22 protein-coding genes, 1 tRNA gene and 1 pseudogene are annotated in these 22,148 nt (G+C 62.8%); 9 read left to right on the top strand and 15 right to left on the bottom strand.

Translation table 11 applies throughout. The features are described 5' to 3' along the window. Positions 1 to 116 precede the first annotated feature (116 nt). Positions 117 to 602, top strand: a complete 486-nt coding sequence (locus tag JQ558_RS20750; protein ID WP_212207673.1) for a Crp/Fnr family transcriptional regulator — start codon at positions 117 to 119, stop codon at positions 600 to 602. Here the strand turns inward: JQ558_RS20750 and JQ558_RS20745 are convergent. Together JQ558_RS20745 and JQ558_RS20740 are read right to left on the bottom strand one after the other, a co-directional pair. Next, on the bottom strand, positions 541 to 1,368 hold the full coding sequence (locus JQ558_RS20745) for a metallophosphoesterase (RefSeq protein ID WP_212294731.1): 828 nt from the start codon (positions 1,366 to 1,368) through the stop codon (positions 541 to 543). The genes JQ558_RS20750 and JQ558_RS20745 overlap by 62 nt on opposite strands. Before the next feature lie 127 nt (positions 1,369 to 1,495). Further along, on the bottom strand, positions 1,496 to 2,452 hold the full coding sequence (locus JQ558_RS20740; protein ID WP_212294729.1) for a threonine/serine dehydratase: 957 nt from the start codon (positions 2,450 to 2,452) through the stop codon (positions 1,496 to 1,498). 58 nt (positions 2,453 to 2,510) lie between these two features. Between JQ558_RS20740 and JQ558_RS20735 the strand changes: the two genes are divergently transcribed. After that, positions 2,511 to 2,828, top strand: a complete 318-nt coding sequence (locus tag JQ558_RS20735; RefSeq protein WP_212207676.1) for a helix-turn-helix transcriptional regulator — start codon at positions 2,511 to 2,513, stop codon at positions 2,826 to 2,828. Between the two features lie 9 nt (positions 2,829 to 2,837). Here the strand turns inward: JQ558_RS20735 and JQ558_RS20730 are convergent, their stop codons facing one another. Next, positions 2,838 to 6,485, bottom strand: a complete 3,648-nt coding sequence (locus tag JQ558_RS20730) for a PAS domain-containing sensor histidine kinase (protein ID WP_212294727.1) — start codon at positions 6,483 to 6,485, stop codon at positions 2,838 to 2,840. Positions 6,486 to 6,825: 340 nt separating this feature from the next. Between JQ558_RS20730 and JQ558_RS20725 the strand changes: the two genes are divergently transcribed. The 3 genes from JQ558_RS20725 (at position 6,826) to JQ558_RS20715 (ending at position 8,274) form a co-directional block, all read left to right on the top strand. Then, on the top strand, positions 6,826 to 7,203 hold the full coding sequence (locus JQ558_RS20725) for a phasin family protein (RefSeq protein WP_212275036.1): 378 nt from the start codon (positions 6,826 to 6,828) through the stop codon (positions 7,201 to 7,203). Positions 7,204 to 7,541: 338 nt separating this feature from the next. Next, positions 7,542 to 7,976, top strand: coding sequence for a phasin (locus tag JQ558_RS20720; RefSeq protein ID WP_212207679.1), 435 nt, complete (start codon positions 7,542 to 7,544; stop codon positions 7,974 to 7,976). A 220-nt stretch (positions 7,977 to 8,196) separates the two neighbouring features. Further along, positions 8,197 to 8,274, top strand: a tRNA-His gene (locus JQ558_RS20715). Positions 8,275 to 8,356: 82 nt separating this feature from the next. Here JQ558_RS20715 and JQ558_RS20710 read toward each other — a convergent pair. Further along, positions 8,357 to 8,818, bottom strand: coding sequence for a hypothetical protein (locus JQ558_RS20710; protein ID WP_212294725.1), 462 nt, complete (start codon positions 8,816 to 8,818; stop codon positions 8,357 to 8,359). Here JQ558_RS20710 and JQ558_RS20705 point away from each other — a divergent pair. The 3 genes from JQ558_RS20705 (at position 8,817) to JQ558_RS20695 (ending at position 10,459) form a co-directional block, all read left to right on the top strand. After that, the gene (locus tag JQ558_RS20705) at positions 8,817 to 9,179 is read left to right on the top strand and encodes a hypothetical protein (protein ID WP_249142552.1); all 363 of its coding nucleotides are present in this window, start codon (positions 8,817 to 8,819) and stop codon (positions 9,177 to 9,179) included. The genes JQ558_RS20710 and JQ558_RS20705 overlap by 2 nt on opposite strands. 114 nt (positions 9,180 to 9,293) lie before the next feature. Further along, positions 9,294 to 9,587, top strand: a complete 294-nt coding sequence (locus JQ558_RS20700) for a hypothetical protein (RefSeq protein ID WP_409363384.1) — start codon at positions 9,294 to 9,296, stop codon at positions 9,585 to 9,587. Between the two features lie 191 nt (positions 9,588 to 9,778). Continuing rightward, positions 9,779 to 10,459 carry a ParA family protein gene (locus tag JQ558_RS20695; protein WP_192736750.1) on the top strand — a complete coding sequence of 227 codons (681 nt, stop codon included), beginning with the start codon at positions 9,779 to 9,781 and terminating at the stop codon, positions 10,457 to 10,459. Positions 10,460 to 10,587: 128 nt separating this feature from the next. On the opposite strand, the gene JQ558_RS37895 is transcribed toward JQ558_RS20695, so the two are convergent. From JQ558_RS37895 to trxB, 5 genes are all read right to left on the bottom strand, one after another. After that, positions 10,588 to 10,722, bottom strand: a complete 135-nt coding sequence (locus JQ558_RS37895) for a hypothetical protein (protein ID WP_283813432.1) — start codon at positions 10,720 to 10,722, stop codon at positions 10,588 to 10,590. 131 nt (positions 10,723 to 10,853) lie between these two features. Beyond that, complete coding sequence (locus JQ558_RS20690) at positions 10,854 to 11,003, bottom strand: hypothetical protein (protein WP_212207682.1); 150 nt, start codon at positions 11,001 to 11,003, stop codon at positions 10,854 to 10,856. A gap of 382 nt (positions 11,004 to 11,385) precedes the next feature. Continuing rightward, positions 11,386 to 12,306 carry a 4-hydroxy-tetrahydrodipicolinate synthase gene (gene dapA / locus JQ558_RS20685; RefSeq protein ID WP_212294723.1) on the bottom strand — a complete coding sequence of 307 codons (921 nt, stop codon included), beginning with the start codon at positions 12,304 to 12,306 and terminating at the stop codon, positions 11,386 to 11,388. A gap of 704 nt (positions 12,307 to 13,010) precedes the next feature. Next, positions 13,011 to 13,904 (bottom strand): LysR family transcriptional regulator, encoded by an 894-nt coding sequence (locus tag JQ558_RS20680; protein WP_212032642.1) that lies wholly within the window; start codon positions 13,902 to 13,904, stop codon positions 13,011 to 13,013. A gap of 32 nt (positions 13,905 to 13,936) precedes the next feature. Continuing rightward, complete coding sequence (gene trxB / locus JQ558_RS20675) at positions 13,937 to 14,902, bottom strand: thioredoxin-disulfide reductase (RefSeq protein WP_212207684.1); 966 nt, start codon at positions 14,900 to 14,902, stop codon at positions 13,937 to 13,939. 312 nt (positions 14,903 to 15,214) lie between these two features. Here trxB and JQ558_RS20670 point away from each other — a divergent pair, with 312 nt between their 5' ends. Continuing rightward, the gene (locus JQ558_RS20670) at positions 15,215 to 15,694 is read left to right on the top strand and encodes an Lrp/AsnC family transcriptional regulator (RefSeq protein ID WP_192736745.1); all 480 of its coding nucleotides are present in this window, start codon (positions 15,215 to 15,217) and stop codon (positions 15,692 to 15,694) included. Between the two features lie 129 nt (positions 15,695 to 15,823). Here the strand turns inward: JQ558_RS20670 and JQ558_RS20665 are convergent, their stop codons facing one another. The 6 genes and pseudogenes from JQ558_RS20665 to JQ558_RS20640 all read right to left on the bottom strand — a co-directional run bounded on the left by JQ558_RS20665 (position 15,824) and on the right by JQ558_RS20640 (position 22,096). Continuing rightward, complete coding sequence (locus tag JQ558_RS20665; protein ID WP_212207815.1) at positions 15,824 to 16,237, bottom strand: DoxX family protein; 414 nt, start codon at positions 16,235 to 16,237, stop codon at positions 15,824 to 15,826. Between the two features lie 214 nt (positions 16,238 to 16,451). Next, positions 16,452 to 16,730, bottom strand: a complete 279-nt coding sequence (locus JQ558_RS20660) for a hypothetical protein (RefSeq protein ID WP_212207685.1) — start codon at positions 16,728 to 16,730, stop codon at positions 16,452 to 16,454. A gap of 81 nt (positions 16,731 to 16,811) precedes the next feature. Next, positions 16,812 to 17,288 (bottom strand): transcription elongation factor GreA, encoded by a 477-nt coding sequence (greA, locus tag JQ558_RS20655; RefSeq protein WP_212207686.1) that lies wholly within the window; start codon positions 17,286 to 17,288, stop codon positions 16,812 to 16,814. A 221-nt stretch (positions 17,289 to 17,509) separates the two neighbouring features. Next, a complete protein-coding gene (gene carB / locus JQ558_RS20650) occupies positions 17,510 to 20,974 on the bottom strand; it encodes a carbamoyl-phosphate synthase large subunit (protein WP_212207687.1) in 3,465 nt (1,154 codons plus the stop codon). Positions 20,975 to 21,261: 287 nt separating this feature from the next. Further along, positions 21,262 to 21,336 (bottom strand): annotated as a pseudogene (locus tag JQ558_RS20645). Positions 21,337 to 21,394: 58 nt separating this feature from the next. Continuing rightward, positions 21,395 to 22,096 (bottom strand): class I SAM-dependent methyltransferase, encoded by a 702-nt coding sequence (locus JQ558_RS20640; protein WP_212294750.1) that lies wholly within the window; start codon positions 22,094 to 22,096, stop codon positions 21,395 to 21,397. Positions 22,097 to 22,148: the final 52 nt, after the last annotated feature.

Genomic DNA, 22,148 nt, shown 5'->3' with positions numbered 1-22,148 from the left:
TGTCGCGACTGCATTCTTTTAGAGCGATTCCAGATTTTAGTTTAGAAGCATTCCAAAATATCTGTTCGACCTTGGCACGCTCCGTGCCTAATCTCGGCCTTAGCGGAGGTAAGCCGATGCGCGACATTCTCGAATATTGCATTGGCGGTACGAGGCGGAGCGTCGCCGCCGGCACCGAAGTTCTTCATGAGGGCGCCCGCACCGGGCATCTATATGTGCTGATCGAGGGACGGCTCGAGGTCATCAAGGGCGACACCATCGTTGCCACCATTGTCGAGCCAGGCGCGGTGCTCGGCGAAATGTCGGTGCTGCTCGACACGCCGCATACCGCCACCGTGCGTGCGGCGCAGGATTCGGCGATCTACGAGATCGACGATGCCGCGTCCTTCCTGCGGCAGCAGCCGGCTGTGTCGCTGATGATCGCGAGGATGCTGGCGCAGCGGCTCAACGTCGCCAACACCTACCTCGCCGATCTCAAGCGGCAATATGCCGGCCACGGCAACCACCTCGCGATGGTCGGAGACCTCCTGCAGAGCATGATCAACCTTCCGCCGACACAGGTTTCACCAGGCTCGGATCGGCAATCTGATCCAAGGATATGAGCCAGGGCGGCGCGGTTTGAATCGTTGCCGCCGGCCGCTGCAACGGCGCCTTGAGGTCGATCGATTGCGCGTGGTCCGCCGAAAGCCAGAACGCGGTCGCCTCGTCGAGATCGAGCACGATGTAGGTGGGCGGCCGGCCAGGCTGCAATCCGGTATTGAATACCCAGGTATCGCCGAGCCGGTCGAACCATGAGCCCTCGGAAATGAAGGGCGACTGGTGGACATGGCCCGAGATCACCATCGAGGGCTGGTGGCGCGCGATCCACTGCACGAGATCGACATCGCCGAAATACCGCTTGCCGCCCCAGCTGGTTGGCGAATTCCCCGGCGGCGCGTGATGCACCCAGATCCAGTGCGCCAGCCGCTCCACCGAGGCCTCCTGCAACTGCGTTTCGAGGCGCTGCTTGACCAAGGGACCGTCCCACCACGGACAGACCGTGAAGAGCGTGTCGCCGATGGTCAGGCTGTCGCCGTCGCAGGCGATGCCGAGTTCGCGGACCTCGCCGATCCAGCGCGAGATTTTTTCGCCCTCGGCGCTATGGTCGTCGAGGTCATGATTGCCCGAGCAAAGGATCACGCGGGTGATGCGTGAAAGCAGCGAGAGGTACTTCTTCACGACGACGATCTGGGCGCGGAAATCGACCATCGAGCTGATATCGAGCGCGTCGCCGGCAAAGATCACGAGATCGAACCGGGGTGCAGCGCTGAGCAGCCAGTCGAACTGCGGCAATGAATAATGCAGGTCCGCGACGACGAGACAGCGCATAGTGGCCAATCCAGTTGCCTGACAAATAGGCGATCCGGGTCCGGATGCGTTCAGGCAGCTGGATTCGAGCAAAAATTGTGCCGTGCCGCAGCGATCCGGGAGCGGCAGATACCCGCAGTTCGCCTTCTCAGCGCGTGAGGTCGAAATTCACCGCGGCGGTGTTGCCGCCGCTGACGACGACGGCCACGCGTTCGCCGTTGGCCGGCCGATAGGCGCCGGACAGGATCGCCGAAAAGGCGGCGGCGCCGCCCGGCTCCGCCACGATGCGCAAGGCCCGCCACAGCGTCTTCTGCGATTCGGCGATCGCCTCGTCGGTCACCAGCACGGTGCGCGGCGCGTATTTCTGCACGATCGGGAATACACGCTCGCCGACGCGGCGCGGCGCCAGCGAATCGGCCGCCAGCCCGCCGGCCTCCGCATCGACGGGATGTCCGGCCTCCAAAGCCCTGGTCAGCGTCGGCGAGGCAAACGGCTCGACGCCGATCACCTTGATGCGGCCGGCGTACCAGGCCGCTATCCCCGCAACCAGCCCGCCGCCGCCAACCGCAACGAGCACCGTGTCGATGTTGGGAAGTTGTTGGTCGAGCTCCAGGCCGATCGTTCCCTGACCCATGATGGTTTCGTTCTGGTCGAATGCGTGAACCGGCAGCGCGCCGGTTTGCTGCGCCCATGCTTCGCTTCCGGCGAGCGCATCCGCATAGCCATCGCCCTCGATGGTGAGATCGGCGCCGTATTCGCGGATGCGCGTGATCTTGGCCGGAGAAGACACGCTGGGCACGAAAATCTTGGCCGGTATGCCGAGCCGCATCGCCGCATAGGCGACGGCAGCGCCATGATTGCCACCCGACGCCGCGACGACGCCGGCTTTGGGTATCTCGCGGGTCAACAGATTGGTGAAGGCGCCGCGGGCCTTGAATGCTCCCGAGTGTTGCAGCAATTCGAGCTTGAGGCCGATTGCGCCGGCCGACAGCCCGAACTCGCTGCCATCGGTCTCGATCACGGGCGTGCGCCTGATATAGGGCCGGATGATCTTCTCGCACGCTGCGATAGCTTGCGGCGTTACGGCATCATCAGGTTCACCCATGGGAATCTCCGCGGCTTGTCGACGTTGACAGGAATTAGTCATTTAGCTAATTAGCAATATGACTTCTTTCGAGGATGACGTCGAGTCTGCTTTTCGTGCGCTCGCGAGCGACCGTCGGCTTTTGATTTTGGAGTGGCTGAAGCGCCCGAAGGCGCATTTCCGCGCCCAGGTCGACGGCGACCTGGTCAAGGACGGGGTCTGCGGCGTGCTGATTGCCGAGAAGCTTGGGGTCAGCCAGCCCACGGTGAGCGAACATCTGAAAGTATTGTCGAAAGCGGGGTTGGTGAGCGCCAAGCGCGTCAAGCAATGGACGTTCTACAAGCGCGACGAAGTACGCATCGCAAAACTGAAGACGGCCATGCTGGCAAAGATCTGACGATTACGATCACACCTTCGCGGCCGCGTGCGAGAACACCACCTCGATCAGCGTGCCCGAGCGCGCGCCGGTCTTGATCTGGAATCGGGCGCGGTTGGCTTCGACCAGCGCCTTGGTCAGCGACAGGCTGACGCCGGTGCCCTCGGAGGCCTGATCGGACGGCGCCGGGGTGCGGAACGGCTCCAGGGCGGCGGCGACTTCATTGTCGTTGAGGCCGTGGCCGGTATCGCGGACCCGCAGCATCACCTCGCCGAAATCGGACAACGCCGTGGAAACGATGACCTGGCCGCCGGCATTGGCGAGATGAATCGAATTGCCGATCAGGTTGAGCGTGATCTGGCGCAGCGCGCGCGCGTCGGCGACCACCGGCGGCAGCGTGTGTGCCAGCGAGGTGCGGATGATGATGCGTTCGCGGTTGGCCTGCGGCTGCAACACGGCGACGCAACTCTCGACCAGTTCGTTGAGATTCTGGTTGGTGAACGACAAATCGAGCTTGCCGGTCTCGATCCTCGACAGATCGAGCAGATCGTTGATGATCGAGATCACCCGTTCGCCGGAAGCGCGGATGTCCTTCATGTATTCGCCATAGCGCTCATTGCCGAGCGCGCCGAAGCGTTCGCCGATCATCACCTCGGAGAAACCGATGATGGCGTTGAGCGGCGTGCGCACCTCATGGCTGATGCGGGCCAGCACGTCGGCCTTGGCGCTGGCGGCGCGCTCGGCCAGCCGGCGCGCTTCGCGCAGCTCGTTCTCGCTCTGCTTGGCTTGCGACAGGTCGCGGAACACCGCGAAGAAGTTCGGACCGTCGGCCTTTGTCCGTCCCATGGTCATCGACAGCGGAATGAAGCCGCCCTTGCTCTCGCGCCCGAGCGTCTCGCGGCCGTGCTCGAGCAGGCTGGCGACGCCTTCGGATTTGATGCTGGCGAGATAGTCGAACACCTCGTGCTGGCTTTCCGGCGCAAACAGATCCGCCAGATTGCGTCGCGCCAGGTCCTCGCCGTCATAGCCGAACAGCGCTTCGGCGCTGCGATTGACGGAGCTGATGTTGCCCTCGGCGTCGAACATCACGATGCCTTCGGCCGTGGTGTCGAGGATGGCGCCGAGTTCTTCGGCATCGGCGTGGCCCGCCGGCAACGGTTCGGGGACCAGTGGTTCGGCAACTGGCGGTTCGGCAACCGGGACAGCTTCCGCGATCGCAGCGGCGACGGCGGCGCCTTCGTTGCGCGCGCCCGAGAAGATCAAAGCGAGCGCGGAATCGCCGTCCCATGAAATCGTGTAGAGGCGCGCGTCGGTCGCCGCCGGTGGCGTCGATGCGGGCCCTTCCGGGTCTTCTTGCGCATGTTGCGGCTGGCTCGCGGAGATCATCACCGGCGTGCCGGTGTCCGACGTCGAGGGCGCGCTGGAGACGCCGGGCTCGACATAGAGCGCGTCGAGGCCGCCGGCATCTTCCAGCGCATGCAGGCTCGGATAGCCCATCTGCGTGAGGAAAGCGGGATTGGCGTAGAGCAGCCGATCGAGCCGGTAGATCAGAATGCCGACCGGCAGCAAGTCGAGCAGTGCCTTGTCGCGCCTGCTTTCGCCGCGCGCCGGCGGCTCGGAAGGGGCCAGCCATTCCGGCTGCACCGGAGCATCGCTCGCGGCTTCCTGTGAAACTGCCGCATACGCGTCCGTCGGTGCGGCGTTCTCGACCACGGTTTCATCGAGGCCGGTGACGGCCTCATTGCCGTTCTCGTTCTCGAGCCGCGCCGACAATTGCCGCGCGAGTTCGTTGAAGGCGCTGTTTTCGACCGGCGTCAGCGATGGCGGCTTGGCGTCGCCGGGGGGGCGGAACGGCAGAACGTTCTTCGGCGTTTCCGCCTGCGTTTCTGCCAGAGTATCCTTTGGGGTATCCACGGCGGCATCCAGATCGGTTGGGTGTGAAGTCTCGGAAGCAATTGGCTCGGGCAATTCCGTAACGGGAGGCGACGCGACGCTGGTCTCGATGACAAATTCCGCGGGTCGGTCATCTGCCGCGGTCGGCTGCGCGGTCACGTGCTCGCTGAAGCTTTCGCTGAAATTTTCTTGCGGCAACGCTTCTTGAGGCGCGTCCTCCACGGACGGGCCCTGCGCGGGCAACTCCTGCGCAGTCAAGTCTTGGCCGACCGAATCCGACGCTGGGCCCGCCTGGACGATATCAGCCGAGCGCGGTTCCGGCGCGATCGGCGCGGGTGCTCCACCGAAGAATTCGTAGCGGCGCAAGGCGGCCAGCCGTGCCAGGCCGTCGAGATCGCGGCAAACGCCGAAGCCGCGAAAGCCGGCAAAATGCCGTGCGCGATCGAAGATCGGCAGGCCCGACAATTCGACCGGCAGCCGCGCGCCGCCGTCAACCGGCCAGTTCAGCGTGATGCCGCTCCAGGTCTGGCGCGTGGCAAACGCCTTCGTCACACGGCCTTCGGGATCGAGCCCGAAGGCTTCCGCGATCTCGCTCCACAACCGGCCGAAGCCGGCGGTGGTGTGCGGGCCGATCAGCCGGGTGAATTCATCGGCGCCGAGCGTGAAGCGGCCTTCCTGATCCATCTGCCACATGAAGCGCAACGGAAGCCGCCGCGCATGCGGCGACCGCTCTTCGAACCACGACGGCGCCTTGACGGGTTCGGCGGCGATCGGCGCTATCAGGTTTTCGGCTGATGATTCAGGCGCGGCGTCGGCGAATGCGGGCGTGGCTTCGTCGGCGACCGCTGCGACGTCAGGCGATGGTTCAGGCGGCAACGCGGCGGATGGTTCGCTGCTGGACGGCGCCGCCGCGGCGACCGGCTCGGTTTCGGGTTCTTCCGGCGCCTCTGCGAGGGCGTCGAACAGCGCCAAGGCGGCCGGCGCTTCGCCCGGAGCGGGCTGCTGCGGTTCGGGTGCGGGATCGTTCGCGACAATTCCCGCCACCGGCGGTTCGAGTGGTTGAGGCACTTCTTCTTGCGGCTGCTCTTCTTGTGGCTGCGCGGCCGCGACGGGCTCTGGTGCTGCGGCGTGCACGGCGTCCGGCACGATCAGCGCGACAAGGCCGATGTCGGCGCCAGCGCCAACCCGTTGCAGCACCATGCGGCCGATGTCGATCGCGGTTGCGACGGCGCCCTGCTTCAGCGCGTCCTGGCGCGCATCGTCGAGGCCGGCCTCGACCAGATTGTGAACGCCGAGCAGGGGACGCGCCGCATCGCTGGTGCCGATCAGGATGCCGTCACGGGTAAACGCCGCGACTGGCATCGCGAGACCCTCGACCAGCCGCTGCAGCCGTTCCGTCAGCGGCATGGCGCGGCCAGAGATGTTGCCGGCGGCAACCAAAATACCGTGGCTGCCATCGGGCAGATCGAGACGCGAACAGCCGCAGGTCGCGAGCATGCCGGGCGTCGCGCCAAAACCTTGCAGCCGCTCCAGCCGGACCGCGCCGCCCGCAAGCAGGCGGCCGGCGAGCCGCGCGATCTGCCGCCGATGCGGATCGGCCGGTCCGAATATTTTCCCCGCCAGCGCCGTGCTGTTGGCCGTGCCGAACAAGCGCGCGCCGACCGGATTGGCCCACAGAACCCGCGTGCCGTCGCTCGACCACAGCCACGCGGCCAGGGCGCTCGTCGCGTGCGCCGCCAGCCGCGGATCGCCGAGTGCTAGCATCTGGAGTTCGGCATTATTCATCAGCGCGACATGACCGTGGATATGAGCCTTCTGCTCGAAGATGGTTTTTGCGAATCGGCGGCCGAACGCTGACTGCCCTGCAGGATCGCAAGTGGATCGCCAGTATCGCAAGCGCGGCGCGGCAGGTCCACGGCCGGCGGACCCAAGCGGTATTCTAAGCCGCGATAACCTTAATCCGGCTGAACCGAATCGGCCTCTGCGGCGTTGAGCTTGTTACAAAAGACTACCGGAGGTTCACGATGTGAACCCGAGGCCACAGCCCAAGGTGCACGATGCGGAACCGCGGACCCGGCATCCTGGACGCCTGCCAAGCAGCCCCTAACGCCACAGGAGTGGGACCATGAGCGACGATGGCCGTTTCGAGATTCCAAAGGAAATGCGATCGATGGCAGAAGCGAGCTTCGAGCAGGCCCGCCAGACCTTCGAGAAATTCCTGTCCTCCGCGCACCAGGCCGCGGGCTCGTTCGAGGATCGCGGCGACGCCGCGCGCACCAACGCCAAGGAAATCGGCAGCAAGGCGGTCGCCTTCGCTGAAAAGAACGTGCAGACCTCGCTCGACTACGCGCAAGCGCTGCTGAAGGCCAAGGATCTGACCGAGGTGATGCGGCTGCACAGCGAGTATGTGCAGGGCCAGATGCGTGCGCTGGCGGAGCAAGCCAGCGAGATGGGTCAGATCGTCAGCCGCGCCGCGATGGACGCGGCGAAGCCCAAGAGCTGAGGAGAGGCCTGAGGGGCATTTGCTTCAAGAGCCTCACCTCTTCTACTTTAGGGTCTATAGAGGACTTAAATACACCCAGTACGGGCAATGTATGTCGCAGTGCACATTGTTTTGCTTTGCGTTGCACAAAATTGACATGATAAGGGTGTTTATTGGGCAAGCCCGACGATGGGCACTCCCCAAGACCGGAGTTCGATCCGGAAATATGTACCGGTATTCCGAGAAGATCGTGCTCAGACAAGCAAAGACCGTGTGATCCAGTACGGCGCTACCGGCGTTCACCGGTGGCGGTCGCAAGGGGTCACCACGATTCACCCCGTTGCGAAGGAAGCATGCGAATGACCAGTTCGACCGATCCGTTCTCCGCCTCCATCATTCCGTTCGAAGTCCCCGAGCAGGTGCGTGCGTTCGCCGAAAAGGGCGTTTCGCAGGCGCGCGACAACTACGCCAAGTTTAAGGATGTGGCCGAGAGCCATAACGGCACGATGGAAGCCGTGTTCACCTCGGCCAACAAGGGCGCCAGCGCCTACTCGGCCAAGCTGTTCGAGTTCTTCAAGGCCAACACCACGTCCTCACTCGACTTCGCTCAGGACCTGCTTAGCGTGAAGACGCCGGCAGCCGCCATGGAGCTGTGGACCTCGCACGCCAAGAAGCAGTTCGAGACGTATTCGGCCCAGGCCAAGGAACTCGCCGAACTCGGCCAGAAGGTTGCGACCGAAACCGTCGAACCGATCAAGGCGTCGGCCGCGAAGTACCAGCAGCCGGCCGCCTGAGCCCGCATTAAGGTTCGAAAAGGCCCGGGCAGGTCAGCCCGGGCTTTTTTTGTTGCCCCTGGGCCGGTCCTTCGCCATCGAGGCCCCGTAGTAGCAAATGAACTTTGTCCGCCCCCGAAACGACTGATAATCGGGTGGCTGGTGGCCTTGCCAAAGCGTGGCGTTGCACCTAGTTTCCCGCCCATTCGCCACCCCCTTTTTGTGGGGGCTCGCGCAGGATGCAGTTGTAGCTCAGTCTGGTTAGAGCGCCTGTCTGTGGAACAGGAGGTCGGTGGTTCGAGCCCACCCAACTGTACCAACCCCATCGCGGATATTCCCAAAGACCGCCCGCTTCGTTGCGCTGGCCGCAGCGCGTGTCCGGCCAATGATGCCTGACCGGATCAGACCGGCACGCCCTTCATCTGATGGCCGATCCAGCCGTACAGCCGCGATGCGGTCGCGGCGGCCAACACCGTCGCCAGCAGCTCGAGCGGGCTGTCGAACGCTATTCTGGCTGCGCTCCACCAACTGGGCAGATCGTCGAGGTCGCCGATCAGGCCGACCGCCAGGAGCCCGGCCAATACCGGCAGCAGCACAATAAAAAAGCTTTTCAGGATCAGCCAGCTTCGACCCTTGGTATCCGCCATCACATGGCGCAGCGAGGCACCGGGCGCGTCAACCGCGATCGCCGGAAAAAGAATAGCCAGCCGCACCAGGACGACGACGACGATCGCGGTTGCAATCCGGCCGGTGAAATCAGCGCTGGTCGCCGCACTTGTGCTGTGGCGTGTTGTCCACCCCTGCTTGCCAATCCCGGGCGGTTCACCCACAATTCGTGGAATCATTGCCTCGGGGGGATTCATGGCGACTTTTGGGATCAGCAATTGCGGGTTTGGTTTGGTGCTGGCGACGGCGCTCGCATTTTCATCGCCGCCGGCTTTGGGGCAGAGCTACACCCCTGAACAGGAACAGGCCTGCACCAGCGACGCTTTCCGGCTTTGCAGTTCCGATATCCCCAATGTCGAGCGCGTCACGGCCTGCATGGTCGCCAAGAAGTCTCAGCTTTCGCCGCCCTGTCGGGCGCAATTCAGATCCGGTCCCGAACCGAGCCGGGCCGCTTCAGCGCCCGCCGGCAGGCCAATGGCGATCAAGCCGGCGGCCCCGCGCAAATCCGCGGCCAAGGCGCGTAAGCCCAAGAAACCGGCAAAACCAGCCCGGACCTGAGCGCGGCATGCCATTTCAAGCCCCCTTCGCGCGACAGACTGACACCTTGTGCCTCCAGCTGCGAGTCAACATCTCTTCAGCACGAGGAGAGATCAATTGAGCAAAGAATCGCAAATGGAGCTCGACCGGCATTTTGCCTGGTTCGAAGCCAAGCTGCCTGCCGGCCCGGCCAGATTCGTCGGCTGGCTGCGCAAGCCATCGTCGCGCTACGTCAGGATTCCGATCGCCATTCTGCTGATCTTCGGCGGCATTTTCAGCATCTTGCCGGTGCTCGGACTCTGGATGCTGCCGCTCGGACTCCTTTTGTTCGCGCAGGACGTCCCGTTTCTGCAGACGCCGATGGCGAAGCTGCTCGGATGGATCGAGCGCAAATGGATCGAACGACAGCGCACAAAAAGCATGCGCTGAATCGATCAAGCCACTCTGGCGATTCCGTTTTTGCGATTTCGTCACCGATTGCGCCGTCGCACGCAGTGTGACTCAAAAAGCAACTTTATTGGCTAATCAGTGGCTTCTTCGCAATAAGCAGCAAATTTTTCTTTCACGAATCAGTGCGCTGATTCATTTTCGGCTTCTGGGGTCAATCTGGAGGCCAAGGTATGAACGTCATAGTTTTTGCTTCGCGTAAGGGGGGCTCGGGAAAAAGTACCCTGGCTGCTCACATTGCTGCGCACGTCCATAAGTCGACGAAACCCTGTTTGATGGTTGATGCTGATCCGCAGGGATCGCTTACTCTCTGGCACAAATTGCGTGGAACGAACGAGCCGCCGATCAAGGCCGCGGTAAATTCGGTCAGCGGAATTATTGCCGCCGCCAAGCGCGACGGTATCGAATGGGTGTTTATCGACACGCCGCCGAATTTGTCGGCCGTCGTCGACGACGCCATCAAGAACGCCACGATGGTGATCATTCCGGCGCGGCCCGGCGTGTTTGACGTCAATGCCGTGCAGGAAACCATTCAGACCTGCCGTGCAGCGCGCAAGCCCTACGCGGTCGTCATCAACGGTGCCCCCGCGAGCCGGGACGGCGTTGAAAGCCGGATCGTCACCATTGCGCGTGAAGCATTGATCAAGTTCCGTGCGCCGGTGTGGAGCGGTCAGATCACCAACCGTGCCGATCTGTTGCTGGCGCTCGGCAACGGCGAAGGCGCCCGCGAATATTATGCGGAAGGCCGGGCCGCTGCGGAAATCAGCCGGCTGTGGGCTGCGATCGAACGTTCGATCAAGGCCATCCGCGGCAACGCGTCGGCTTCCGGCGCCATGCACAAGCAAGCAGCGTAACAACGCCGCTTACGGACTCAAAAAGACGCGCGGGACTCCGCGCGTTTTTCTTTGTCTGCGTCATTGCGAGCCAACGGGCGCGCATTCGCGCGACCCGTTGGCTCGCAATGACGGCGGAAGCAGTCCGCTCACGCCACCATCAGCATATAAAATACGACGACCGGCGACATGGTCAGGATCACCGACCAGATGCCGACCGCCCAAAGAACGTCCTCGGTCGTAAAACCCTGTTGATCAGGGAGAGTATTGTTTTCGATTTCCACGACGCGCCCCCGCGTTTTTCCGTTGTGACGAGCTTGATACGCGACCGCTTTTAAAATCCCGGTCGCAATTTCGCTCGCATTTGACCGCAGGTGCTACCGCCGATTAACCACGGCAGCTCCTGCGTTTTCGTTCAAGCCATCAGCAGACGCCAGGTCGCGACCGGCGCGAAGCCGATCAGCGTCGCCCACAAGGCAAAGGACGAAACCAGCAGAACGTCCTGCACTCGCTGGACGCGTTCGCTGGTCGGAAATTTCCAATTGTCAGTGGTGTGGTCGATCATTTGATGTCCCCCGTTTTCTCAATGAGGACATCAATACGCCCGAGATTTTAAAGTTGACGGCAAGGCTTTGGACGATTTTGAAGCGCCACCCTCACCAGCCGTTAACCAGCGTTCCGGAAGGCCGCGGCGTTTGCAAAGGTCACGCGGCGATCGGCTGAGGCGACCGCGGGCGAATGCGGTTAACATTGCGCCAACGCGGTCAGGCAATTTTGCTGGCCGGCGTCCACGCCATTGGAAGATATTCCGGTCACCTTATCCGCCTCCGCATCATCCGAGCCGGTGTGGAGCGACAGAAAAGCCGTCGCCGCGGTCTTCCGCGTGCGGCGGCTTTTTTGTGCGCAACGCTCCCTATAAGCGGGAGGGACCCGGCTGCGACGCCTTGCTACGCCCGCCGCAACAGGGCCGGCGCGCGCCGTTCCCGCTCCGCATCGAGCCGCGCCGCGAGCTCCGCGCTGACTTCCACCATCGGCAGCCGGACCTCGGCACTGTCGATCAGCCCGCTCTGCGCCAGCCAGTATTTTGCAGGCGCCGGGCTGGGTTCGGCGAACAACAGCCGCGTCAGTTCGGAAATATTGTTCCAGCACGCCTGTGCGCCCTGGTGGTCGCCCTGCTGCATCAGCGTCCGCACCGAGGCGAACGCTTCGGTCTCCAGATGCGCCGACAACAGGATAGCGCCGTCGGCGCCGTCGACCAGTGCCTCGTGATACTGCGCGTCCTCGCCGGTCAGCACGCGAAAACCTTTCGGCCGCAGGGCCAGGAACTCGATCGACTGGGCGCGGTCGGCAGAGCAATCCTTGATGCCGACGATGTTGCGATGTGCGGCGAGCTGCAGCAGGGTCTCGTTGAAGAGATTGACCGCGGTCCGGTAGGGGATGTTGTAGAGCACGATCGGCCATGAAGCGTGATCGGCGAGCACCGTGAAATGCCGCAGCAGACCGCGCTGCGACGGCCGCGTGTAATAGGGGCTGGCGATCAAATAGAAGTCGATCGGCCAGGCGGCGGTCTCGTCGAGCGTATCCAGCATCTTGTGCGTGCTGGCGCCGGACAGGCCGAGACAGATCGGGATATAGCGGCGGCTAGCCGAGATCTCGGCCCGGGTCACCGACACCAGCTGCTCGAGCTCGTGGAGGTCCAGCGTCATGCCCTCGCCCGAGGTGGCGGCGAGGATCAAGCCGTCGACCGGGCTATTGGCGTAGTGCCTGATCATGCGGCGCAGCGACGGCTCATCGACTTCGCCGTTGCGAAACGGCGTAACGAGGGGCAGCCACAGGCCCTGTAATCGGTCTTGTGGATCGGTAGACATGGTTCCATCTCCTTGAAGGCTTTTGCCGGAGACGGGACACATGAAAAAACCCCGTCCAGACGGCGGGGTTTCGGGATCGGCTTGGCGGTTGATCTATCGCGCGCGTCGATCTCGGGTCCCCGGGTGGGGACCTTTTTTCGACGACAGAGCGGCGCACGAATTCGTGATCATGTGACGATGATGATGGCGCAACGGCGCGCTGTCAATCCGCGCACGCTCGATGACGTTTGTTTTACGGAAGAAGAAAAGATCTGGAGACGACGAAGGATCAGCTGAAATCATCTGCAGACGAAACGATCCGGAGAAGAAAAAAAGCCGGGCCCAAAAGAGCCCGGCTTAAGGTATTGGCCACGTGAGGCCGACACAATCACCTTCCAAGAGGGATTACTGAGCGCCCGCGCCACTGGAGGAGGGGGACATATGCGCGACACGATCGCTCAGCGTGTAAGCACTATGATCCCCATCTGCGGCTTGCGTAAACCGGTTAAGCCGCATGTCTGACATGCGGAGACCGGGGGCTTTATAAGAGCCGCTAATCGGGAAGGCGGGAAACGTCAGCCGCTGCGAAAGCGTTTTCGTGCGAAGCCCGTGCCGCACGTGATGCGGGATCGATACCGGCTCGCGTCAAGAAAACGCGTCAAAACAAGAATCTAGAGCTTCGGTTCTGATTCAATCAGAACCGAAATTCCAGTCAGACCGAAATGCTAGGAGGGCCAGCGCTGCGCCTTGCTCACAACGAAATCGCGGAACACCTGCACCCGCGCCACCGTCTTCAACTCTTCGGGATAGACGAAGTAGGTGTCGATCTGGATCGAGTCGGTCTCGCCGAACAGCTGCACCAGACGGTTGTTCTCCTCGACGAGGTAGTCGGGCAGGGCGGCGATGCCGAGCCCCTGCTGACAGGCCCTGACAAGACCAAGGATGTTGTTGACCTTGAAATAAGCCTCGCGCGGACCCGAGCCGTTGCGGCCGGCGTCGATCAGCCAGCTGCGGTTCTGCAGGTGCGGCGGCACCTGGGAATCGCCGAGCATGATGATGCGATGCGAGTCGAGGTCATCGAGGGTGCGCGGTGTGCCGAAGCGCTTGATGTATTCCGGCGAGCAATAGGCATGGAAGCCGATCGAGAACAGCTTGCGCTGGATCAGGTCCGGCTGGGTCGGCTTGCGGGTCCGGATCGCGACGTCGGCCTCGCGCATCGACAGATCGAGATCCTCGTCGGTCACGATCAGCGAGATGCGGATATCCGGATAGAGGCTGGTGAACTCGTCGAGCCGCGGAATCAGCCAGTTGATGCCGAGCGCCGGCGGCGTGGTGATCTTGAGGTCGCCAGACGGCCGCTCGCGGCTGTCGGTGAGCTTGGCGCGCGCCGCCTGCAACTGCATGAACACGTCATGCGCGGTGCGGAACAAGAGGTCGCCCTGTTCGGTGAGGATCAGCCCGCGCGCATGGCGATGGAACAGCGATACCGCAAGCTCCTGCTCCAGCGCCGAGACTTGCCGCGATACCGCCGATTGTGAAAGCCCGAGTTGCTCGCCGGCATGGGTGAAGCTGCCCGCTTCCGCCGCCGCGTGAAACACCTTCAGCTTGTCCCAATCCATGTCCGTGAATCCGTCCCGTGTTCGACGCGTAATCATTCTGCTGCCGCCCGATCACTCGCACGCAAGGCGAGAAAGCGCTCGGCCTCGAGGGCCGCCATACAGCCAAGGCCCGCGGCCGTGACCGCCTGCCGCCAGGTTTCGTCCGCGACGTCGCCGGCGGCGAACAGGCCGGGCACCGACGTCGCCGTCGAGTTCGGCGCCACCTCGACATAGCCGGAGGGTTTCAGTTTGACCTGGCCGGCGACGAGTTCGGTTGCCGGCGCGTGGCCGATGGCGATGAAGACGCCGTCCGCGGGCACCTCCGTCAGCGCGCCGCTCTTGACGTTCTTCAGGCGCACATGGGTGACTTTGCCCGGATTTTCGGTGCCGCAGATTTCGTCGATCGCACTGTCCCAGATCACCTTGATCTTCGGGTTCTTGAACAGGCGATCCTGCAGGATGCGCTCGGCGCGGAAATGATCGCGGCGATGCACGATGGTGACTTGCGAGGCGAAGTTGGTGAGGAACAGCGCTTCCTCGACCGCGGTGTTGCCGCCGCCGACCACCATGACTTCCTTGCCCCGATAGAAGAAGCCGTCGCAGGTCGCGCAGGCCGAGACGCCAAAGCCCTTGAACTTCTCTTCCGACGGCATGCCGAGCCAGCGCGCCTGGGCGCCGGTGGCAAGGATCACGGTTTCGGCGAGATAGACCTCGCCGCTGTCGCAGGTCAGACGGAACGGCCGCTGCGTGGTGTCGAGTTTGGTGACGAGATCGGTGACGAGCTTGGTGCCGACATGGGCCGCCTGTTTTTCCATCTGCTCCATCAGCCACGGACCCTGGATGACATCCGCAAAGCCCGGATAGTTTTCCACGTCGGTGGTGATGGTGAGCTGGCCGCCGGGCTGGATGCCCTGGATCAGCACCGGCTCAAGCATCGCCCGCGCGGCGTAGATCGCTGCGGTGTACCCGGCAGGGCCGGAACCGATAATGACGACCTTGGCATGGATAGGCGCGGGCATCGGCAGATTCCCTCTCTTTGGAGGATTTTGATGAGGACTTGTGCGAGGAAGCGCCGGGAAATGCGTCGCGCGGCGCTAAAAGTGTCAAATCCAAGTCTATGATATCTGGGTAGCCATGCAAGATTTGCAATTCAAATAAGCGAATTTTCCCCGGAACTGCGGTATTTTCTCCGGATTCACGCAAAATGGCGCAGTGCACGCGCAATAAAATTGCGCAATCGATGCCAGCTGCGCTAAGAGTGTTGCCTGCAAACACCTTCCCAAGCCAAACCAGCCCCAAAGAACCTAGGGAACCCAAAGGAACCGGACCGCGTGTCGAAGAATCTCGACGAGATCGACCTTAGAATTCTTTCCGAAATCCAGGCCGATGGCCGAATCACCAACGTCGAACTGGCCAAACGGGTCGGCATCTCGCCGCCGCCTTGCCTGCGCCGGGTCAGGACGCTGGAGGAAGAAGGCTACATCCAGGGCTACCGCGGCATGCTGGATCCGCGCCGGCTCGGCTTCGACGTCACCGTGTTTGCCTCCGTGCACCTGTCGAGCCAGGCCGAAGCCGACTTGCGCGCCTTCGAGGAATTTGTCCGCGCCGAGCCGCTGGTGCGCGAATGCTGGATGCTGTCGGGGGAGGTGGATTTCATCCTGAAATGCGTGGCGCCCGACATGGCGACGTTCCAGGATTTCGTCACCCATCTGACGTCGGCGCCCCATGTGCGCAATGTCAGGACGTCGCTGGTGCTGCACAATTCCAAATACGAGGCGGCGGTGCCGCTCGATTTGAAGGTGACGGGATAACGCTGCGCGCTATCCCGTCATTCCGGAGCGAGGCGGAGCATCGAACCTCAGATGCGCAATTGCGCACCTGCGGTCTGGTCCTGCGGACCATCCCGGAATGACGGTATTAGCAAAAGTGCCGTTTGCTCCTCAGCTCTTCTTCCGCATGGCGTCGACGCTGATCGGTCCACCGCCGGCGGTCGACAGATAGAGGCAGGCGAAACAGAACAGGATCGCGAGCGTGCCGCCGTTGATAAGCGGATAAAAGCCCTTCGGCGCGTGACCCATGAAATAAGCAAAGGCCATCTCGCCGGCAAGAATGAAGGCGACGGGCCGTGTGAACAGTCCGAGCAGCAAGAGAGCGCCCAGAATCAACTCAATCGCACCGGCGGCTCCGGATAGCGACATCAACTCCACCTTGTTGAGAAAGGCGTAAGGATTACCCTGCGGAATTGTCGGAAACTTCAGAATCTTCGCGACGCCGAATTGAAACAGCAGCAGGCCGGTGATGAAGCGAAACAGGCTCAGTGCTGGCGGCTGGAATTTCGAAAGCAGCTTATCGATTGCGTCCATGTTGTCCCCCAAGTTGGATCGAGTTCCACTTGGTATCGCGTCGCGGCCTTAAGGAAAAGCGCGCGGCGGCCGGATTCCGATGACGTTTTGGCGAGCAGCACGGGATTCTACGGGAGTGCTGACTGTTTGCCACACCGCTGTGCCGGTTACCTCGAGGTGACTTTGCGGCACTGTGCCACCAGCGCAGAAACGCCGAGCACTGGAATCACTGCGTGCCGAGGCAGCGGATGGCTTTGGGCTGACAGGCAATGCCGATGTTGGAGCAGGTCGCGGGCTCATTCTTGGCGCCACGCGTGCAGTTGACGCAGTCGTCGGTCCAGCGGCTGCAGTTCGGCGGACCGGATTGCATCGAAAAATTGCCGGCGTCTTTGGGCGCTTTGCGCGGCGGAATCGCGAGCTCAGTCGCAGCCGAGATGTTGCATCCGGTGATCACGATCGTCAGTGCGAAAGCAAGGCACGCAACGAGATCGTGATCTGGCCGCATGCCGTCTTCCTCAAGGCGATGAACGCATCTCCCGGCCCCGGACCGGCGGGCAGTGCCCGCCGGGGCAAACCTGGCTCCAGCCTAGCGCCACTCGACCTTGGTGATCTCGTAGGCCTTGGCGCCGCCGGGCGCCATGACCTCGACGGTCGTGCCCTTCTTCTTGCCGATCAACGCGCGGGCCAGCGGCGAGGTGATGGAGATGCGGCCCTTCTTGGCATCGGCCTCCGGCTCGCCGACGATCTGCCACACCGCTTTCTTTTCGGTATCCTCGTCGACCAGCGTGACGGTGGCGCCGAACATGATGGTGTCGCCGGAGAGCTTCGAAATATCGATGATGTCGGCGCGCGCGAGCTTGTCTTCGATCTCGGCGATGCGGCCTTCATTATGCGACTGCTCTTCCTTGGCGGCGTGATATTCCGCGTTCTCCGAAAGGTCGCCATGCGAGCGCGCCTCGGCGATGTGCTCGATGATGCGCGGCCGGTCCACCGACTGGCGCTGCTTCAACTCGACCTCAAGCGCGGCATAGCCGCCGGCGGTCATCGGAACCTTTTCCATCATCTCTTCCGTCCTTCGCCCGTGCGAGCCGCTCCTTGAGAAGTTGCGCGCACGAAGCAGTCTTTCGATTTCGATTCGGAGCCATTCGGGCTCGAAACGCGAGCCCGCCAGCCTATTAATTTTCGGCCCCGTCAGGGGCCGATACAACTTCCAAACGAGCGGTGGGTTCCAGCCATATGGCTTTGTTGCCAATCGTTTAGCGGGCAATTTGGCCCGGCGAACGATCAGTTTTCGGAAAAGTAACTCTGCAGCGTGCGGACCTCAAGGTCTCCGCCCAGATAGGCGCGGATGCCCTGTGCGGCCGCCACAGCACCCGAAAGAGTGGTGTAATATGGCACTTTATGCAAGAGGGCAGCCCGTCGCAACGAACGGCTGTCGGCCAGCGCCTGCGGCCCCTCGGTGGTGTTGAAGACGAGCTGGATGTCGCCATTGGTGATGGCGTCGACGATATGCGGCCGGCCCTCCAGCACCTTGTTCACTTTTTCGGTCGGCACGCCCGAATCGGTGAGGAAGCGCTGGGTGCCCGATGTGGCCATCACCCTGAAGCCGAGTGAGTGCAGCAGCCGCACGGCGTCCGCGATGCGGGTCTTGTCGCTCTCGCGCACCGAAACGAACACGGTGCCCTTGCGTGGCACGCGGGTGCCGCCGCCGAGCTGGCTCTTGGCGAAGGCGACCTCGAACGAACGGTCGATGCCCATCACTTCGCCGGTCGAGCGCATCTCCGGACCGAGCACGGTATCGACACCGGGGAAGCGCGCGAACGGGAATACCGATTCCTTGACGCCGACATGGCCGAGCTTGCGCTTCTTCAGATTGAAGTCCGCGAGCTTCTCGCCGGCCATGATCCTTGCCGCGATCTTCGCCACCGGCGTGCCGACCACCTTGGCGACGAACGGCACGGTGCGCGACGCCCGCGGGTTGACCTCGAGCACGTAGATGTCGCCGTCCTTGATGGCGTATTGCACGTTCATCAGGCCGACCACGTCGAGGCCGAGCGCGAGTTCGCGGGTCTGCCGTTCGAGCTCAGTGATCATCGCACCATCCAGCGAATGCGGCGGCAGCGAACAGGCGGAATCGCCGGAGTGAATGCCGGCTTCCTCGATATGCTCCATGATTCCGACGACGAACGTGTCCTTGCCATCGCACAGGCAGTCGACGTCGATCTCGGTGGCGTCGGAAAGATAACGGTCGAACAGCAGCGGGTTCTTGCCGAGCACGGTGTTGATCTGCCCGGTCTTGTCGTTGGGATAGCGCGCCTTGACGTCGGCCGGCACCAGCTCGGGCAGCGTGCCGAGCAGATAATTGTTGAGCTGCTCTTCCTCGCGGATGATCTGCATCGCGCGGCCGCCCAGCACATAGGACGGACGCACCACCAGCGGCAGGCCGAGATCGGCCGCCACCAGCCGCGCCTGCTCGACCGAATAGGCGATGCCGTTCTTGGGCTGCTTTAACCTTAGCTTGTCGAGCACGCGCTTGAAGCGGTCGCGGTCTTCGGCAAGGTCGATGGCGTCGGGCGAGGTGCCGAGGATTGGCACGTCGGCGGCTTCCAGCGCGCGCGCCAGTTTCAGCGGGGTCTGGCCGCCGAACTGCACGATCACGCCGTGCAGCGTGCCGTTGGTCCGTTCGGTGGCGATGATTTCCAGCACGTCCTCGGCGGTGAGCGGTTCGAAATAGAGCCGGTCCGCGGTGTCGTAGTCGGTCGACACGGTTTCCGGATTGCAGTTGACCATGATGGTCTCGTAGCCGGCGTCATGCAGCGCAAAGCAGGCGTGGCAGCAGCAATAGTCGAACTCGATGCCCTGGCCGATCCGGTTCGGCCCGCCGCCGAGGATGATGACCTTCTTCTTGTCGGACGGCGCGCTCTCGTCGGCAAGATTTCCGGCAAAAGGCGATTCATAGGTTGAATACATATAAGCAGTCGGCGAGGCGAACTCCGCCGCGCAGGTGTCGATGCGCTTGAACACCGGGCGAACCCCGAGCGCGTGGCGTTTGGCGGTCACGTCGGCCTCGGTGGCTTCTGCAAGCACGGCGAGCCGCGCGTCGGAAAAGCCCATCGCTTTCAGCGTCCGCATGCCGAACGCGTTGCCGGGCAGGCCGTTCGCCTTGATCTTGGCTTCCATGTCGACGATGCCGCGCATCTCGGCGAGGAACCAGGGATCGATCTTGCAGGAATTGAAGATCTCTTCATTGGACCAGCCGAGCCGCATCGCCTGGGCTACCTGCAGGATGCGGTTGGGCGTCGGCGTGCCCAACGCGGCGCGGACCGCGTTCTTGTCGTCGCCGCGGCCGAGGTCCTCGATCTCGATTTCATCGAGACCGGTGAGCCCGGTCTCGAGCCCGCGCAGCGCCTTCTGCAGGCTCTCCTGGAAGGTGCGGCCGATCGCCATCACTTCGCCGACCGACTTCATCGACGTGGTCAAGGTGTGGGAGGCGCCGGGGAATTTCTCGAACGCAAAGCGCGGTATCTTGACGACGACGTAGTCGATGGTCGGCTCGAACGAGGCCGGCGTGGCGCCGCCGGTGATGTCGTTGGCGATCTCATCGAGCGTATAGCCGACCGCGAGCTTGGCCGCGACCTTTGCAATCGGAAAGCCGGTGGCCTTCGACGCAAGGGCAGAAGAGCGCGACACGCGCGGGTTCATTTCGATCACGACCATGCGGCCGTCGGCCGGGTTGATGCCGAACTGCACGTTGGAGCCGCCGGTCTCAACCCCGATCTCGCGCAGCACCGCCAGCGAGGCGTCGCGCATGATCTGGTATTCCTTGTCGGTCAGCGTCAGGGCCGGCGCGATGGTGATGGAATCGCCGGTATGCACGCCCATCGGATCGAGGTTCTCGATCGAGCAGATGATGATGCAATTGTCCTTTTTATCGCGCACCACCTCCATCTCGTACTCTTTCCAGCCGAGCACGCTCTCCTCGATCAGCACCTCGTTGGTCGGAGAGGCGTCGAGCCCGCGCTCGATGATGTCGAGGAACTCTTCCTTGTTGTAGGCAATGCCGCCGCCGGTGCCGCCCATCGTGAAGGAGGGGCGGATAATCGCAGGCAAGCCGATCTCGGACAGCGCCATCAGCGCCTCGCCGAACGCGTGCTCCTGATAGCGCTTGCGTCGTTCGTTTTCGCCGAGCGTCCATTGCCGCTCGAGTTCTTCCAGCGCATCGCCCGACAGTTTCTCTCGCTCGGCGAGGTATTTGTCGCGGTAGGACTTCTTCAGCGCCGAGGCGTTGGCCAGCCGCGATTTTGGCGTCTCCAGACCGATCTTGGTCATGGCCTCGCGAAACAGCTGGCGGTCCTCGGCCTTGTCGATGGCGTCAGCGGTGGCGCCGATCATTTCGACGTCGAACTTGTCGAGTGTGCCCTGACGGCGGAGCGACAGCGCGCAATTCAGCGCGGTCTGGCCGCCCATGGTCGGCAGCAGTGCAAAGCCGCCGGGAATGACGTGGCGTTCTTTTTCGATGATCTTGCCGACGATTTCCGGCGTGATTGGCTCGATATAGGTGGCATCGGCCAGTTCCGGGTCGGTCATGATCGTCGCCGGATTGGAATTGACCAGGACCACCCGGTAGCCCTCTTCCTTTAGCGCCTTCACCGCCTGGGTGCCTGAATAGTCGAATTCGCAGGCCTGGCCGATCACGATGGGGCCGGCGCCGATGATCAGGATGGTGGAGATGTCGGTTCTTTTGGGCATCAGGTCTCGCGGACTGGAATTTGGGCACAAAAAAAGGGCGCGCATGCTGCGCGTCCCCTAAGCCAAGAGCGCGGGTTACCCTCGCGCGCGGGTGGTCTTTAGACCAGATTCCGCACCCGCGAAACCCCCAAAAGCGGGCCATCAACCGGCAAATTGGCTATTTTGGGCTGCGGCTTGGTGAGTTGGGAAAGGCTGGCCGAGGCCCGACTTCGCCCTTCGGGCTACGTCGCGGCAGCCTTCGCTACGACGGGGCTTGCCGAGCCGTAGCTTGCGCAGCAAGCGAAGGCTGGAGGCCCGGCCTGGACTTGAACCAGGATAAGAACGTTGCATCGTTCTCGCGTTGTCGCTTCCGCCACCGGGCCAAGGCGATCATTACCGATCACGGGCGGGTGAGCTACGTTTACCTTTTATTAACCCTAACTAGCGCACCGATGGGTGGTGGGCGATGAAGGTCATCCTCCAGGGGTTGTGGCCGATATTTGTCTGCGCGCGCGAAGCGGCGAAGCCGGCCCGCGTCAGCTTGGCGATCATCTCGCTTTCGCTGTAGCGTTGCAGGCCGACACGGGTGCGCAATTGCCGGTAGTCCGACAGCGCGGTTGAGGCGAGGCCGTAGAGCGCGTCCGTCAGGAAGCCGTGGGCCCTTGCGAATTTCAACAGCGCCAGCACGTCTCGCCCCATGCCGACCTCGGGCCGCAGGATATCGCCCAGCACCAGCCGCCCGCTCGGCTTCAACAGCCGGCGAACGACCGCGAATGCGGAATCCAGCTCTTGCTGCGTCATGTATTGCGCCACCGAGTTCATGACGACGAGATCGATCGACTGCGCGTCCATACTCCGGAGCTCATCCAGCGAACGGACGCGGATCTTGGTGTTCGGCGCAAAGCGCGCGATCAGCCGGCCGCGCACGCCGGGGGCGGGTTCGGCGAGATAGAGTTTTGCGCAGGCGTCCGCCACCTTGGCCGCCGACAGCGCCTCGCCGCAGGCATAGTCCAGCACCACGGCGTCAGGGGATGAGATGTAGCCGATGATGTCGCGCGCGATGATCTGGAAATGCAGGTCCCGATGCAGCTTGCTCGCATAGATCGTATGCGTGGAATCGTAATAGTCGATCCATTCGTCCATCGGGGCTGCGTCCGGCAAACAGGGGTTTCCGGCAAGGAACCGCCGGGAAAGT

This window comes from Bradyrhizobium sp. AUGA SZCCT0160 (assembly GCF_018130105.1).
In the GTDB taxonomy this organism is placed as follows: Bacteria; Pseudomonadota; Alphaproteobacteria; order Rhizobiales; family Xanthobacteraceae; genus Bradyrhizobium.
Note: the sequence above shows the minus strand (reverse complement) of the source record. Positions and strands in the feature narration are given on the sequence as shown.